Annotated in this window: 11 protein-coding genes; 5 read left to right on the top strand and 6 right to left on the bottom strand. The window is 59.2% G+C overall.

What is annotated here, in order from left to right; translation table 11 throughout:
• Positions 1-92: 92 nt before the first annotated feature.
• Positions 93-719, top strand: a complete 627-nt coding sequence (locus PPP56_RS01505; protein WP_353562071.1) for a hypothetical protein — start codon at positions 93-95, stop codon at positions 717-719.
• 184 nt (positions 720-903) lie between these two features.
• On the opposite strand, the gene PPP56_RS01500 is transcribed toward PPP56_RS01505, so the two are convergent.
• The 4 genes from PPP56_RS01500 to PPP56_RS01485 all read right to left on the bottom strand — a co-directional run bounded on the left by PPP56_RS01500 (position 904) and on the right by PPP56_RS01485 (position 5420).
• Positions 904-1254, bottom strand: coding sequence for an ATP-dependent Clp protease adaptor ClpS (locus PPP56_RS01500; protein ID WP_353562069.1), 351 nt, complete (start codon positions 1252-1254; stop codon positions 904-906).
• 151 nt (positions 1255-1405) lie between these two features.
• Positions 1406-2692, bottom strand: a complete 1287-nt coding sequence (locus PPP56_RS01495) for an OmpA family protein (RefSeq protein WP_353562067.1) — start codon at positions 2690-2692, stop codon at positions 1406-1408.
• A gap of 328 nt (positions 2693-3020) precedes the next feature.
• On the bottom strand, positions 3021-3269 hold the full coding sequence (locus PPP56_RS01490; RefSeq protein ID WP_353562065.1) for a ferredoxin: 249 nt from the start codon (positions 3267-3269) through the stop codon (positions 3021-3023).
• Between the two features lie 198 nt (positions 3270-3467).
• Positions 3468-5420, bottom strand: coding sequence for a CBS domain-containing protein (locus PPP56_RS01485; protein ID WP_353562063.1), 1953 nt, complete (start codon positions 5418-5420; stop codon positions 3468-3470).
• 298 nt (positions 5421-5718) lie between these two features.
• Here PPP56_RS01485 and lolB1 point away from each other — a divergent pair, with 298 nt between their 5' ends.
• From lolB1 to PPP56_RS01465, 4 genes are all read left to right on the top strand, one after another.
• On the top strand, positions 5719-6549 hold the full coding sequence (gene lolB1, locus PPP56_RS01480) for a lipoprotein insertase outer membrane protein LolB1 (RefSeq protein WP_502912537.1): 831 nt from the start codon (positions 5719-5721) through the stop codon (positions 6547-6549).
• 112 nt (positions 6550-6661) lie between these two features.
• Complete coding sequence (locus tag PPP56_RS01475; RefSeq protein WP_353562058.1) at positions 6662-7828, top strand: murein hydrolase activator EnvC family protein; 1167 nt, start codon at positions 6662-6664, stop codon at positions 7826-7828.
• 412 nt (positions 7829-8240) lie between these two features.
• Positions 8241-9659, top strand: a complete 1419-nt coding sequence (gene lpdA / locus PPP56_RS01470; RefSeq protein ID WP_353562056.1) for a dihydrolipoyl dehydrogenase — start codon at positions 8241-8243, stop codon at positions 9657-9659.
• Between the two features lie 292 nt (positions 9660-9951).
• Positions 9952-10872, top strand: coding sequence for a GntR family transcriptional regulator (locus PPP56_RS01465; RefSeq protein WP_353562054.1), 921 nt, complete (start codon positions 9952-9954; stop codon positions 10870-10872).
• Positions 10873-11315: 443 nt separating this feature from the next.
• Here PPP56_RS01465 and PPP56_RS01460 read toward each other — a convergent pair whose 3' ends face one another.
• The gene (locus PPP56_RS01460) at positions 11316-14120 is read right to left on the bottom strand and encodes an HDIG domain-containing metalloprotein (RefSeq protein WP_353562052.1); all 2805 of its coding nucleotides are present in this window, start codon (positions 14118-14120) and stop codon (positions 11316-11318) included.
• 217 nt (positions 14121-14337) lie between these two features.
• On the bottom strand, positions 14338-16446 hold the full coding sequence (gene ligA / locus PPP56_RS01455) for an NAD-dependent DNA ligase LigA (protein WP_353562050.1): 2109 nt from the start codon (positions 16444-16446) through the stop codon (positions 14338-14340).
• Positions 16447-16510 lie beyond the last annotated feature (64 nt).

The raw sequence follows: 16510 nt of genomic DNA, 5'->3' as shown, positions 1-16510 counted from the left end.
GCGCAATAAAATTGGCTGTTTTTACAGCTATACCAAAACAAAAATTGCACTTAGCCTCATGCACCTAATCGACGTTGTGTCGTCATCCCCCCATGGCTATCTTTCCTGTACGTCTTACAGGAGCAACGATCGGTGGCCTGTTGGCCCTGACCCTACTGCTCCTTGCGGTGCTGCCTGCCACAGCGCAGTCGCCCGCCCTACCAGCCGACGCGTCTCCTACTGAGGCGCTTTTTCGTTCACAGATTAGCCAGCAGCATGTTGCGCTGCTACAGTCTCCTGACCCACGCATCCGCGAGCAAGCGATGCGCAACATCATCACTCTCACCCACCGGGACCGGTCTGCCTACGACTGGAGCGCTGCGGGTCCGGCCCTTGTTCAGATCTATGCGAACGACACCAACGACCCGCTACGCATCATGGCTGTATCAGCGCTCTACACCATCCAGGACCAGCGCTTTATGGATACGATCAATCGCCGCAATGCTGTAAACCGAGCGGCTCATGCCACGCGCAGCGGTTCACTCACGTATGTACCTTCGCATGTGGAGTACATCGGTGACCGCGCCGTACGCATGTACTACCATGAACGAGCACTGGCTAAGAAGATGGCACGCGATCAGCGCCGCCTGGATCGGCACTTAGCCAAGGCCGCCCGCCACACCCAGAAAGCAGAGCGCTACCAAAGACAGATGCGCCTTGCCGCTCGCCCGCTCTCATGATGGGAGCCTGCTGAACGATAGCTGTCCACTTTATCATTGTTTGCGCCCGGTTCTGTCTTTGAGCCGGGCGTTTTCGTGTGCTGTTTTGCGGTATAGCGTTTTGCGGTATGCCGTGCCTGAAAGCGTGCCGCGGCCTGCCTGCCAGCTGTTGAGCGGCGCGCATTCGACAGACCCGTCGCCGGCCTCATGTCTCTGCAGGCTCTATGGTCGCCGACATCGAGCCTTTGCACCGTGGGATGCGCCAGTCGGGACCGTAGGCCTCGACCTGCTTTTTGCGGAGTCCTGCCCGCTCTTTATTCGTGGTTTCGACGATAACGCGCCCGTTGTTGTCGACGTTCACCGCCATCCGGTAGGCTTTCGACGGACTGTGCCCAAACACATCGCCCAGCATTTCGATGACATACTCATACGAATGATCGTCGTCGTCGAGCAGAATTACGTGATACTGCGGGATGTGGATCGTAGCGGTATCTTCGTCTTTCTGCTCGTCTTCTTCCGGAGGCGCCTCTACAGGCGCCTCTACAGGCGCTTCCATGACGGCGCGACACGCGCATGCTGGTATCATCAATCAGTTGGACGTCTATTTGTGGGGGTGTCTACGCTTTATACCGTACGTGCTCCCGTATCGCGGGCCGACTTTTCGGGGGTATGCTGTCATAGGCGCGCTACATCGTGTCATGTGCAAGCTACATCATGCGGTGCCCATCCCATCCGGCATGATCAGGCGGCGCCTCACAGTGGCCGTAGGTGCCCGTAAACTCGTTATGGTCGGGGCCGTCGAATTCCAGACGTACGTTGCCCCAATAGGCCGAATCATGGCGTTCGGTAGCGCATCGGTGCTCTCCGGTTTCCTGCGTCCATACGCCTTCAAACACCGTATCGGTCGTGAACTGCCCGCGCAGCGTGCCCCCACGTACGGTATACGTGCCGTTGACGCCCTGATTGTCCAGGTCTTGCTGCAGTTCGAGAATGCCATAACCGGGCGTATCCCAGATGCCGAGTACCCGGCGTGAAACCGGAGTGCCTTGCTCGGCATGGGCCTGCCGCGACCGAACGGTAAGCTCTACGCGGCGGTTCTGGCTCCGCCCCTCATCCGTCTCGTTGGACGCCACCGGACGCGATTCGCCATACGCATTTGTGGTTACAGCCTCTGCATCGAGTCCGCCCTGCTCAACCAGATATGTTGCTACGGCATCGGCGCGGCGTTGAGCGAGGCGCTCGTTGTACGCTGCAGACCCGACGTTGTCGGTATGTCCCGCAACCTCTATCTGAACGGCATTGGGATTGGGGATAGACGACATTTCTGCGTCGATTGCCCTGGAGGCCTCGGGCCTGAGGATGTACTCGTCGGTCGCAAACAAGACCGCACTATCGATGCGGACGCGTGTTGCGGTTCCGATTGCGCCAACGGCATCTACGTCGGCCCCAGGCGTGCGTCCGTCGCAGACCTCCTCAAGATCGACAAGCTTCACGTAGTCGTATTGTGCACCGGCAGGTGTGAACGGCGCGACATCGACTTCGGCATTGCCCCCAGCCACCATCCCGACGCGTATCCACGTCTCACCGTCTTCTGAAACAGCGACACCGATGGCCTCAATGTCGCGCCCCACCTCGAACACGTGTAGGTCAGCTCCCGGTACATCGATGAGGGTGTTTTCGGTAAAGGCAAGCACGATGTGGCCACCGCACCCCAGCGTGAACACGCTACTCGCACCGGCAGTCTCAAACTCGGGCGGCCCCAGCAGCGCTTCGGGGCGCTCCGAGAACGAGCCCCCATCGGGTGTGCCAACGGTGTAGCCAACCACTTCGTCGGCAAAGGATACATCGCCCATCGGAAAGAAGACCGTTCCGCCGTGTCCATCGGGGTAGGCCTTCCCTTCTGCGTCGACAGCCTGGGCGTGCACGCTCCCACCACCCAGGATACAGAGCAAGCCTGTCAGTGCTATAAGCGTATTTCGAAGCGTCCTTTGCATAATAGCATAGTATTAGGTGCCTCTTGATCTGCTAAAGCGCCATGTTTCAGGATTCCACTTCTAACCCCAACGGTGTTTGAGCGATATCCATCTACTGACTAATATGATAACCAATATACGCATCAAAGCAAAGAATGCCCGGCACCGCGCCCCGCAGATCGCCTAAACCCAGACAAGCCCGGCCGTTTGGGGGGCCGGGCTTGCAAGAAGTTGCGAGGGTCTGTATCCGCATATGCACAGCCTTGCATGCTATTATTACATTATCAGGCCGCGCCTGGCGAAGGATACGGCCGGTAATGGGCCGGGGGAGACTATGCTGCAGCACCACTTACGGCACCACCTGCTCGCCCTCATCATCGTACACAAGCAGCGCATCGACCGGGCACACGGCACAGGCCTCAATAAGCTGACCGGGATCGATGTCTTCGTTGACCTCGTCCTCGAAGTCTACAAGGGCATCCTGGCGAATGGTAAACACATCAGGCGCCAGATTGACGCAGTTGCCTGAGCCAATGCACAGCGAACGGTCGATGTGCACTTCCAGTCCGTTAATCGTTTGTTTCTTGATATCAGCCATATTGTAGTAGGATGATTCATCGATAGGGTGAAGGGCTGCACTGTCCGGGTATTGTCTCACCGCGGTACATTACAACCCACCGCATGACACCAAGGCCCGAACGGGGGCGTTCCACACGAACGGATGCGTAACAATGCAGCAGGTCAGGTAGTGCATCAAACGCCGCCCGCGGCGCCCTCTCGGAGCCTCTTTGCCCTGCTATTCCTCGCCCACCTCTTCACGCACGAGCGATGGATTCTCATCGCCCTCGTCAGAGTCGTCGAGCAGGTTGTGGGCAACGTCCATAAACTCGCGTTCGGTAATGATCCCTACGAGCTGCCCCTCACGCACGACCGGCAGAGCACCGATCTGCTTTTTACGCATCAGGCGTACCGCCTCCAGCGTAGGCATATCGGGCGTTACAGACACCGGGTTCTCCTTCATGATTGTCCCGATAGGAGTATCATCTTCTTCGGTGCCGTCGCGCTCGGCCATGTGGCGCAGCAGGCGGCGGTGGCTGATGATGCCAACAAGACGATGCGACTCGTCTTCAATAAGCACGTGGCGCAGGCGCTGCCAATCCATCATACAGGCTACAAACTCGACGGACTCTTGCTCATGCACCGTCATCAGGTCGGTGTTCATATAGTCCTCTACGCGTGTTTCGCGGATATGCCCCGGCGTGTAGGCTTCGCCCAATGAGGCGAGGGTCCACGTATGCACCGGCTCTCCTTCGATCTGTCGGCGCACCATGCCGCGCGTCACTCCGCTCAGGCGCTCGGCGCGTGTACCGCCATTCATCGACGCGAGCGAGTCAAGCTGCCACTGCGATCCGGTCTGCCCCGAAGCCACGCGTGCTTCGATAATGCCGAGATAGCGGTCGATGTCGTCGGTGTCGATGCCAGAGGCGTCGAGTCCATCGCGAGCAATAGGCAGCATTGTTTCGAGGATGAGCGAGCGCGCTGGGCGTTTCGATCCGTCGATCCAGCTAAACTGAGACGCCAGCCCGTGTCGGGCCGCTGCGATGAAGTTATGGTGGGCATCGTCGAAGTCCATGACCTCTGAGATGTCATGGTAGCGATCGGCCATGCCGGTGACCATGCCATACCAGAAGACCGCGTTCGCCATCTCGTCGGCAACGGTGGGCCCTGAGGGAAGGATGCGGTTTTCGATGCGCAGATGCGGCTTGCCATCAGTGATGCCATAGCAGGCCCGGTTCCAGCGATACACCGTACCGTTATGCAGCTGCAGCGCACTCAGGTTGGGGATGCGCCCCTCATCCAACTGCTGGAGCGGATTGTCTTCAAAGTCGGTCGACAGCAGCACCCGGAAGCGCGAGATATCCTCCTTGAAGATCTCCGTTACCGACGACTCCACCCAGCCCGTTCCGAAGTGCACGCGCGGACTCATTTCGCGCAGGTACAGGTTGCTTGAGCGCGTGTCAACGGCTTGCTGAAAGAGCGCAATACGCGTTTCGCGCCACAGACGCTTCCCAAACAGCAGGGGCGAGTTGGTGGCTCCCGCCAGACACGGAGCAGCTACCACCTGGGCAATGTTATAGAAACGGGGAAACTCATCGGGCGTCACCTGAAAGTGGGTCTGGAAGCTGGTATTGCAGCCCTCCAGCATAATTGAATCGTGCTTTACAAAGAGCTCGTCAAGCCCTCGAATCTGATACCGACCCGCTCCTCCACGAAGCCGGGTAATGGCATCGTTGAGCGCATAGTAGCGCGGCTTCGGCGTCATGAAGTCCATCGAGAAGTTTGCCAGATACGCGGTGGGCAAGATACCCACAAGAACGGGCTCGGCCCCCTCGTGTGCTGCCAGGTCGCGCACGCTTCCCAGCAGTTCGTGGGTAGCCGCCTCCATCGTGCTGAAGCAGTCGCCGCCATAGACCAGCGGGTCCATGTTAAACTCGGCGTTGAACTTCGTGAGTTCAGTCACGATGCGGTCGTCGGTGTTACGCTCCATCATCTGTTCGATGACAGGCGCTGCCTCCCCCCGGTGGTCGACCAGAAAAAGCTCCTGTTCGGCACCGATGCGCCGCGTATCCGTTTCAAACATCTCCTCATCCAGCATGCGCTCCAAAGCACGCATGTCATGAATGAGACGGCGCGCAAAGGCACGTAGCCGGCGAGGGTCGCGCTCCTGCTTTACATTTTGTTCGCCCATGACTGTATACGCTATTGCAAAAATGAGTACAGACGTGAAGATTCAGTATACGAAAAGAGGGTGGCGTGCGCAACCGTTGTTTGAAAACAGCTTTGTATGCAGGTGAAGACTACCGTACTCGCCCGATGTCCACACAGATCACCCGTACAGAATCACCCGAGCAAATGCATAGGTGCAGGTACGGATGCGTACCGTCTGTGCGTTATGCTACCTGTGGATCTCTTGTGCAGACCGCCACATGTAAATCGCTGCGTATTTGCATCCTCTTATTCCATTTGCGTTTACGTTACTTGTCGCCATGCGTATTTCCTTTCAGTGTTCCGGGTCATGCCATTCGTACTGTGCTGCTCTCTTTCAGGGGGGCGTAGCTTTTCTGTTGGGGACCCTGCTCGTGGTACTCAGCGCCTGTGGTACCAGCCGTCCCGCGATGGAAGATACCCCCCAGCCCGAGGCGTTTCCAGACCATAGCATGACAACGATTGTGGATGCGGTGCGCGGCACCACCGATACGCTTCGTGCATTCGAAGGAGAGGTGCGCATGGATGTCAACAGTCCGATGCAGAGCGGACGCTTTCGCGCTACGCTGCGCCAGCAGCGTGCCGATTCGCTCTGGATGAACGTGCGTGGCCCGCTCGGCATCAACGCCGCACGCATGCTCATAACGGCCGACAGCTTCTACGTGCATAATCGCATCGAAGAGGAACTCGCCGTCGGCTCCGTTGAATCCGCCCAGCAGGTGCTTCCCGTACCGCCCAATGGCGACGCGCTCTTCCAGAACCTGCTCGGCCTCATTGTGCCACCGATCACCTCTGAGTGGACGCTGCGCCACGACAACGAGCTCTACCACCTCGACGACCCTGCAGGGCACCGTACCTACTCGGTGGATCCCTCGATCTGGCGCGTCGTTCGGTTTGTGGAGCGGGATGCGAACGGCTCAATTATTGACGAACGTGTGTTCACCGACCACGTACGCGTAGATGGCGTTGTCGTACCAAACCGCATTCTGCTGCGCCGCCCCGGCGACGACGTACGTGCCATCATGACGTACCGGTCGCTCACTCTGACTCCCGACTCGCTCTCTTTCTCTCTGGATGTGCCTTCCGATATCCGACGTGTTGCACTTCCGTAGCAGTCGTGATGCCTGCAGCACACGATGCGCTATACGATGTTCTACACGGTGCCCTCTTGCTCCGCCTCGTAGGATCGTGCGTGCACTGGGCCTGCTCCTGTTTTGCAGCCTCATGCTGCCTGCGCTGGCTCTTGGGCAGTCGCCCGAGGAAGAGCGCGCAGTAACCGAGGAGCGGCTGGAGTCGCTGCGTGAACAGATTGAACGCGACCAGGAGCGCCTGCGCACGACAGAGCGCCGTGCCAGCGACACGCGCGACCGGCTCGACGAGCTCAATCGTGAGATTGCGCTGCGGCAAGAGCTTGTGGAGACGTACGAGCGGCGCCTGCGCCAGCTGCAGCAGCAGCAACGCGCGGCACGCGATACCCTGCAGACGCTCGACAGTGCCCGCGCTACACTTGTTCGTGAATACAAGGCCCGGGCCAACCACGCCTATCGCTACGGACGCCTGCACGACCTGGCGCTCATTCTCTCGTCGAAGTCGATCAACCAGATGATCGTGCGCGTACGCTACTTGCGCCAGTTCTCTGCCCAGCGTCGCTCGCGCCGCAACGCCATTCAAGAGGCACAGGCGACCATCGAAGCCCAGCAGGCCGAGCTGCGCGCCTCTCAGCAACGCACACAAGAGCTCCTTACCGACGCCCGTGCCGAGCGAAACCAGCTGCAGGGGCTGCGGCGCGACCGTCGCCAGGTGATTGCAGAGCTTCAAGCTGAGCAGTCGGAACTGCGCGATGAGATTGAGGCGAAGCGGGCCTCTGTCGAAGAGCTTCAGCAGCGTATTCAAGACCTTATCGCCGCTGCCGAGGAAGAAGCCCGTGGCGAAGGCTCAACCGCTGCGTTAAGCGATGCAGCCTACGAGCGCCTGTCTGCTTCCTTTGCCGAAAACCGCGGTCAGCTGCCCTGGCCGGCCCAGGGCGCCATCACCGAAAGCTATGGCGACCAGGTAGACCCCGTGCATGGGACCACCACCAACAATCCGGGGATCACCATCGCAACCAACCCTCGTGCCCCCGTGCGGTCTGTCTTCGACGGCAGCGTAAGCGGAATCGACTTTGTACCCGGATTTGGCATCTACCTCGTTATCCGTCACGGCAACTTCCTCTCGGTCTACAGCAACCTCTCTGACCTCGACGTGTCGATGGGCGACACCGTGTCGGCAGGCGACCGAATTGCCTGGGCCGGCACCGAAAACGAACCACGTGGCGCTGGCGTCTTCTTCGCCATATTCGACATGAACGCCAGCGGCTCCGACGACCCAACCCGATGGTTGCGCCGACGGTAGACCTGCATCCGTCCTCCCCTCCATACCGCTCGCTGCTTCAACGGCAGCCTGCTACTCCCCAATTCACACAAGATTGCGCCCTGCATCCCCTCTCTGAGTGGGAACGGTACCCGCCGTCTTGTATGTTAAGAGTCCAGGCGTGTGCAGCAGGGCTACCACGCCCTCTTCTGGCGTCGCAAACCAACATCCAGTACGTTTTCTGAATGCTTACGCCGACCCATACGAGCGTATGACGACCCACACGACGTAGTGCTGCAACGTAGCGCCGCAACGCACCCAACCGGCTGTCACGCACCATATCGTTGTCAGCTTATGCGTGTGCAGTCCTCGGCGTCACACCCAGCCAAGAAACCGCTGCCGCCTCCCCCTTGACGTTTCGCATACCCCTTCGCACGAATCTTCTGCTGTGCCCATGGCTACCCATTATGACTGCATCATTATCGGAACGGGCCCTGGTGGCTACGAAGCTGCCATCCGCGCCTCCCAGCTCGACCTGAAAACAGCTGTTATCGAAAAGAACAAGCTTGGCGGCGTATGTCTGAACGTCGGCTGTATTCCTACCAAAGCCCTACTGAAGAGCGCTGAGGTTATGGCGCAGGCTGAGCACCTCAGCGACTACGGGCTCTCGCTCGAAGGAACCGTTACCCCCGACTTCCCGAAGGTCATCGAGCGTAGCCGCCAGACGGCCAATCGCATGAACAAGGGGGTGCAGTACCTCATGAACAAAAACAACATCGACGTGATTGAGGGGCACGGTCGCCTCACCGATCCCAACACCGTGCACGTTACACCATCCGTGAACATGGATGGCGACGAGATCGGCGAGGAAACCACCATTACCGGCGATGCGATTGTCATCGCTACCGGCGCCCGCGCTCGTGAAATCCCGCCGCTTCCTATCGATGGCGAGAACGTCATCTCGTACAAGGAGGCTATGATGCAGAAAGAGCAGCCCGACCGCCTGCTCATCGTAGGGGCCGGCGCCATCGGCGTTGAGTTTGCCTACTTCTACCACCACATGGGCACCGAAGTCACGATCGTAGAAGTGCAAGACCACCTTGTGCCCGTCGAAGACGAAGAGGTCTCGCGCGTCCTCGAACGCTCGTACAAGAAGAAGGGTATCAACGTACTCACCGGTGCTATGCTCCAGGGCGTTGAAGAACACAATGGGGCCCTGCGCGCCGAAATTCAGGTCGGCGACGATACCGAATACGTGGAATGCGACCAGGTGCTCTCAGCCGTTGGCGTTACCGGCAACATCGAAGACATCGGACTCGAAGAGCTGGGCATCAAAACCGAAAACAATTACATCACGATCGATGAGTACGGGGCAACCAACGTGGATGGCGTCTACGCCATCGGCGACGTGGCCGGCGGCCCCTGGCTTGCCCACAAGGCCAGCCATGAAGGCACTATCTGCATCGAGCACATTGCCGGACACGACGTGCAGCCCCTCGACTTCGATAACATTCCAGGCTGCACCTACTGCCAGCCCCAGATCGCTTCGATCGGATATACCGAAGACGAGGCGAAAGAGGCCGGATACGACATCCGCGTCGGCAAATTCCCCTTCACCGCGTCCGGTAAAGCGGCTGCTCTTGGCGAGACCGAAGGCTTTGCGAAGGTCATCTTCGACAAAAAGTACGGCGAGTTCCTCGGCTGCCATATCGTAGGCTACGATGCCACCGAGCTCATCGCTGAAGCGGTTGTGGCACGCAAACTCGAAACCACTGGGCACGAGATCATGGAAGCCGTGCATCCGCACCCCACCATGTCAGAAGCTATCATGGAGGCAACTCATGTGGCCTATGATCAGCCCATGAACCTGTAGATACCGCCTCTGCCGATACCGGTCGGCATACAGCTGACCCGTGCACAGCTGCTACGCCCGTCTTGCCTGGCTCACGCCCTTTCGCATTCTGCGCCGGGGCACGCTACGGCACGGCGGGCGTTGTTGTCTGCACACCCTGGCCTGTTGCTTACAGCAGCAAACTTCTATTGGATGCGCAGGAGCGGTGCCCTCCTGCCTGCATCGTGCCATCTGAGCCGCACGCCGCTGCTGACATGCATCGCGGCATCTCCATTTGTACACCGTCTCTTTCTGCTGCCTGCGCTCGCACAATATGCTCGAAATAGACCGCTCGGCCCCGACTTCGGTACACGACCAGCTGGTAGAACAGCTACGCTACCAGATTGCGCGGGGCGAATACGCCATCGATGAATCGCTGCCCTCAACCCGGCGCCTCGCCGAACAGCTCGACATCTCGTTCCATACCGTCCGCAAGGCGTATAAGACCCTCAAGGAAGACGGGCTCCTCGACTCGCGCGTGGGCAGCGGCTACACCGTAAAGGAGCGACGCCCTTTCGAGAAGGCTGAACGCATGGAGCGGGGCGCCGAGGTAATGCACGGCGCGCTGCAACGCCTCATCGGCCTGGGCTGCACTGAGCCCGAAATCGAAGCGCTCATGCAAGAACAAGCGGCCCAGCTCGACTATGTAGGCTTCGACCGCAAGCTGCTCATTGCGGGCCCCAACCCGGAGTTAAACACGCTCTGGGCCGACCAGATTAGCGAACGTCTGCAGCAGCCCGTGCGCGCCTGCACGCTGGCGGCGCTGCAACGCCACGAAGATGCCGACTATGTGTTCACACCCTACGACCACCTGCACGATGCGCAGCAGCAGGTGCCTCGGGCCGATGTGCTCGGGTTTGTGACGCATCTACCCAGCCGCGTGCTCGACCGTCTCACTCGCCTGCCCTCGCATAGCACCGTCGGACTCGTTACACGCCGCCGTGGCAGCATCGCGCCGCTTTCGAGTCTACTGCGCCAGCACGCCGCTTTCAACGGACAGGTTATCGCTGCGTCGGTCGATGAAGGGACCGACCATCTCAGTAGCTTTATCGGACAGGTCGCCTGCGTGCTCTATACGCCCGAAAGCAAACGCCGCGTGCGCACCCATCTCACCCCGGACCAAACCCACAGCCTGTTTCAGGTACTCATCAGCACCGACTCGCTCGATGCGCTCGCCGCTGCCGTTCCGGCTTAGTTCCGGCTTGAGTTAAGTCGGCAAAAATACGTTTACACCTTGTCATCGCGAGGAGGGAGCCTGCGACCGAGGTGGCGATCTCATGCCTTGCGCTTGGACAGTGCCACTCAGTTTGAAGGCACAAGATTGCACCCTAAAGGCACTCGCTGGCGCTCATCACAATGACATGCTCGGTAGCGGGAAGATGTTAAGTGATTGACATGTGGTTCACATCATCGCAACCTGCTCAAACCCCCTCTCCCTACGGGTTTCTCCCCCTTAGCTAAGGGGGAGATGTCCACAGGATCACGCCTGCGGCGAAGCTCGAAGACAGAGGGGGTTTGAGCAAGACAAAACTGCGGTGCTTGATCATCCTGTCATTTAGCGTTTATCCACTACCGCATGCTCAAGGATTCTTTTCTGGATCCACTTAACTTCTCGGCAGCCGTCAAGCATCGCCCCCTCTACTCGCGTGCGCCCTTTTTCTGGAGCGTGTTGCTCTCCCCCGAGCCAGCACCATCAGACGACGGAGGTGTTTCGCCTTTCTCCTTCTGGTCTCCATCTTTTTGGCCTTCATTTTTCTGATCCGAAGCTGCCCCCTCAGATCCGTCGTCCCCCGGCCCCTCACCACGTGGTGCGTTGCCGCCTGGTGCCTCTTTATCCGATTTATCGGACGCGTTGCCCGAGCGTGTTATATCGCTTGCAGGGTGCGAGAGCATGGGGGCTTGTCCATGGGCGCCGTTGCCGCTGCCATGAATGGATGCCTCAGCCACCTCAGGACGCACAGCGCGCGGACTGTATACCCCAGGCAGTTTTTCTAACTCGTCGGCGGAGACTGTCTCGGCCCCCGCATACCAGGCATCTTCTTTCCAGACCACCGAAACATCCTTGTCTTCGTCGAACGACGTGGGAGCGATCCAGGGCTCTTCTTCGACAGGCTCTTCTTCTTGTCCGGGATACTTTACCCGGCTGTGGTAGACCCCCGTCAGCATCTGCATGAACTGGGCCTTGATCGTACTAATCTCTTTGAATGTGAGATCGGTATCGTCGAGCTGTCCGGTTTCAGTGTGACGCTGAAAGATGCTCTCTACCAGCTTTCGAAGGTTGCTTTCGCTCGGGTCGTCGAGGCTTCGGCAGGCCGCCTCTACCGAATCCGCCAGAAGCAGTATTCCGGTTTCTTTGGAGAACGGACGCGGTCCGGGATAGCGGAAATCCGATGCATTCACCTGCGACTCGCTTTCTGCTTCCTGGATCGCCTTCTGGTAGAAGTATTCAACACGAGCGGTACCATGGTGCGTTGCGATGAACTGAAGCACCTGGTCGGGCAGATTCTCCTTTCGGCCCATCTTCAGTCCTTCTTTCACGTGCCGCGTGATTACCATCGCGCTGATGCGCGGCTTCTCATCGTCGTGCGGATTTTTGCCACCACGCTGGTTTTCAACAAAATAGTTGGGCTTAATCATCTTGCCAATGTCGTGATAGAGCGCCCCTACACGTATCAGCAAGCCATTAGCACCAATCCGGTCGGCGGCCGCTTCAGCAAGATTGGCCACCTGCATTGAGTGGTTAAACGTACCGGGGGCTTTGATGCTAAGCTGTTTTAGGAGAGGGCGGTTCGTATCCGACAGCTCAAGCAGTGTAAGATCGGTTGTGATGCCGAATGCGCGCTCGATCAGCCACAGGATCGGCTGTGCCACGATTGTGAATGAGGCCCCGATCGCCGCAAAGGTGAGTTCATTCCCCAGACGGGCTGCCGGAGTACCCAGGAAGAGCCAGGTGCCTATTATGACCAGTGCGTACCCCACGAACACCAGAAGCGCACTCAGCAGAAACTGTCCACGGTTCTTAATGTCTCGTACGCTAAACACCCCCAACGCCCCTCCGATAAATGCTGCAAGCGTATACTGCAGATTCATGCCGAGCATCTGCCCCCCCAGAAACGCCAGTACCAGCGTGCCAAACAGCGCAATACGCACGTTGAGCACAATAGCCATTGTAACGGATATCAACGCCACCGGCACCACGTACAGATCGATGTCGGCAAAGCGGATGACGATGCCAGAGAGGGCCACCCCCAGCCCAAATAGCAAGGCGATCAGCATCAGCGTGCCGTTGTCATTCCAGATGGAAGGTTGTACAAGATAAAGATAACCGAAGAAGAACAGAAACGTGATCATTACCAGGACCAGCTCTCCCGATAGCTGCCGCCACACAATGGTCGTAGCGGCCCGCTGGTTTTTCTCACGCTCCAGCGACGTGAGCTTCTGCTTTGTCTCAGCTGTCACGCGCTCGCCTTGCTGCACGATCACTTCGCCACGCTCTACGCCTCCTGATATGGGCGACACGTTTTGAGCCCGCTGGTCGCGGCGCTCTTGCGTTGCAGACTCCTGGTAGCGGTAGACCGGTTCAAATGTATCGCGAAAGAACGCAACAGCAATCTGCGCTGCATCTGGCCGGTCGTCAAACCGTTCGCGCAGCTGCTCCTCGCCCCGCCGGAAGGCTTCTTCGATGCCAACGAGGCGATCGACAGAGATGCGCCGCTGGATGCGCTCTTCCTCATTTCGAACGATAACGTGATCGGTGTACACCGAGTCGAGCGGTATATCGATTACGCCACGCCGCTGCAAGTTACGCGACACCTCCCCCACGGCCTGCATGAGCTGCCGGTCCATTCGTGGTTCGTCCGGAGGCGCCCGCATCGCGTCGTCGGGCTGCTCTGGCATGTGGCGCAAGGCATTGCGCGTAAGCACTTCCCACTGCTCCGGACTAAGCGTAACACGTGCATTGCGCCGCAGCTGTACGTATCGGGTTGAGTCGGCCTCGGCCTGTTCGTGATTGTCGCGCAGGCGCTGCACGCGTGAATCGGTGTACGCATCAAGTGCCTCGTTGACCTGCTGCTGCAGGGTGTCGCGATGCGCCTGGCTGACTTGCTCGGGGTTCAGCACCTCCGCGAAGTAGGGCGGAGTGGTACGGCGGGCACGCTCTCGCTCGCTGCGCACCTGGTCGCTGTCTTTGTAGATGGGAAAGTTGAATGGAGCCACCAGGGTGGGCTGGCGCCAGGTGTCGCCCACCTGTACGGTGTACTCGAAGACCTCTCCGCGCGGAAAGGCGGCCAGGGTACCCAGTACCAACACGGCCAGAAGCACGGTGCGCACGATAAGGTCACGGCGGCGCGTATCCTCAGCATCACTGCCTCCGTGTTCAAGCTGCGTGCCTACCGGCGTCGACTTCTTAGGACGCAGGCCAAGGCGTTCCAGCCACTTTTTCATAATATTGGATTACGACCAATCAGGGTAGTTCGCCACGGCATCAGCTGCGTCGTGCAGCTCTACCGTCGACTTTGCGCGCTGGTAAGCAAAGCATCTGCATGTTTGAGCATATGCATATTGATTCGCACAGTGCTCCTTTAATCTCGTTTGGCGCTGTGCTGCTCATTCAGGTGCTGCTCACCCAGAGGGCATTTGTGGGGTGTGGTATTGGGAAGTGTTAACGAGCCGCACCGTCTAACAGATCCAGCAGCATCTCTTCGTTCAGAATTGGGATGCCACGCTCTTCCGCATCATCGTACTTCGAGCCAGGGTTCTCTCCTGCCACCAGGTAGTCAGTGTTGCCACTTACGCTCGACGTGACCCGCCCGCCAGCTTGCTCAATGCGTTCGGTGGCCTCGCGCCGCGTAAACGATGGCAGAGACCCGGTAAGCACAAAAGTTTCTCCGTCAAGCACCTGTCTGCCTTCGTCCGGACTCTCTTCAGGCAAGCGCTCCGTGTTTACGCCCACGTCGCGCAGCGCGTCGACCAGGGCCCGGTTGTCCTCAACGGCAAACCAGTCGTGGATGCTCTCAGCGATCACCGGACCGATCCCGTCAATAGCTTCCAGTTCGCCGATGGACGCTTCGGAAAGGGCCTGCATAGACGGCACCTCGGCGACAACCTGTTCGGCTACCGTGCGCCCCACATGGCGAATGCCAAGCGCAAACAGCAAGCGGCTAAGCGGCCGCTCTTTCGACGCGGCGATGGCCTCTGTCAGGTTCTGCGCGCTCTTCTCGGCGAACCCTTCCAGCGTCGTCAGGTCGTTGACTGTGAGCCGGTAAAGATCGTCGAGCTGCTCAACACGCCCCGTATCTACAAGTTGGGCCGCCACACGCTCCCCAAGGCCCTCGATGTCCATGGCGTTGCGGCTTACGAAGTGCTCAACAAGTCGCTTGAACTGAGCCGGACACTCCGTATTCAGGCAGTAGTAGTCGGCTTCGTCAGGTAAGCGCACCAGCTCTGAGCTGCATACCGGGCAGCGAGTGGGAAATGACCAGGGCGTCTGGCTGTCGGTCCGGGCCTCTACGACCGGACGCACGACTTGTGGGATGACATCGCCGGCCCGCTTCACCACCACCGTGTCGCCGATGCGGATGTCGCGCTCCGCAATGTAGTCTTCGTTGTGAAGCGTAGCCTGCGAGACCGTCACGCCACCGATCCCGACCGGTTCGAGGACTGCCTCGGGCTTTACAACCCCGGTTCGACCCACGTTCACTTCAATGTCGCGTAGCGTGGTGGTAGCCTCTCGGGCAGGAAACTTAAACGCGACGGCCCAACGCGGTGCGTTTGCGATGGCACCGAGTTCGTCCTGGTAGTCATGCCGGTCAACCTTTAGCACCACGCCGTCGATCTCATAGTCAAGGTCTTCGCGGCGGTCTACCCAGTCTTCGCAAAACGCGATTGCGTCTTCAATCTCCTCAAACCGCTCCCAGTGCGGATTCAGCGGTAGACCGTAGGTCCCCAGCTGCTCCAGAACGGCGGTGTGGGTATCGGGCATAGGGCCTTCGGTTGGGCCCTGGGCATAGGTAAAGAAGCTGAGCGGACGTCGAGCTGTGACGCGCGGGTCGAGCTGACGAAGACTTCCGGCAGCGGCGTTGCGCGGATTGGCGAACGGCTGTTTCTCTTCGCGCCGCAGACGCTCGTTGAGCGCTTCAAACTCACTTTTGCGCATGAAGACCTCGCCGCGCACCTCCATCGACTCGGGGATCTCATTCGTATCGTTTTCCAACGCAAGGGGGATGCGGCGGATCGTGCGCACGTTGCGGGTGATGTTCTCCCCCTGCACTCCGTTGCCCCGCGTTGCAGCGAGCGTGAGTTGCCCGTCGGTGTAGGTAAGCGCCACGGCCAGCCCGTCGATCTTCAGTTCGGCAACGACCGCCGGAGTGGTTGACCCGTGCGCCTCCGCGAGGCCCCGCTGACAGCGCTCGTACCACTCGCGCACCTCGCCTGCATCGAAGGCATTTGAGAGCGACAGGAGCGGCTCAGGATGGGTGTGCTTCTCGAATGCATCAAGCGGATCGAACCCCACGCGCTGTGTGGGTGAGTCGTCGCGCTGCAGCTCTGGGAAATCAGCCTCAATGCGCTGAAGTGCCTGAAAGAGGCGATCATATTCAGGATCAGGGATGAGCGGGTCGTCGTGGCGATAGTACCGCTCGTCGTGCGCCTGTACTACAGGAACGAGCGTCTCGTAGAGGGCCTCGGCTTCGTCGGACGAGAGGGTATCCCAGATAATTTGATCGAGCTGCTCTTGAAGCGCGCGCGTTTTCGGGAGGAGTTCGTTGGGCATGGTGGATATATGGCGATCGAGGGATGCGAAGCACACGGGCTCTATAAGATGCAATGCCTGCGGC

Origin of the sequence: Longimonas sp. (assembly GCF_040409695.1) — a bacterium.
GTDB lineage: Bacteria > Bacteroidota > Rhodothermia > Rhodothermales > Salinibacteraceae > Longimonas.
This window is presented reverse-complemented; position numbering and strand designations above follow the sequence as displayed.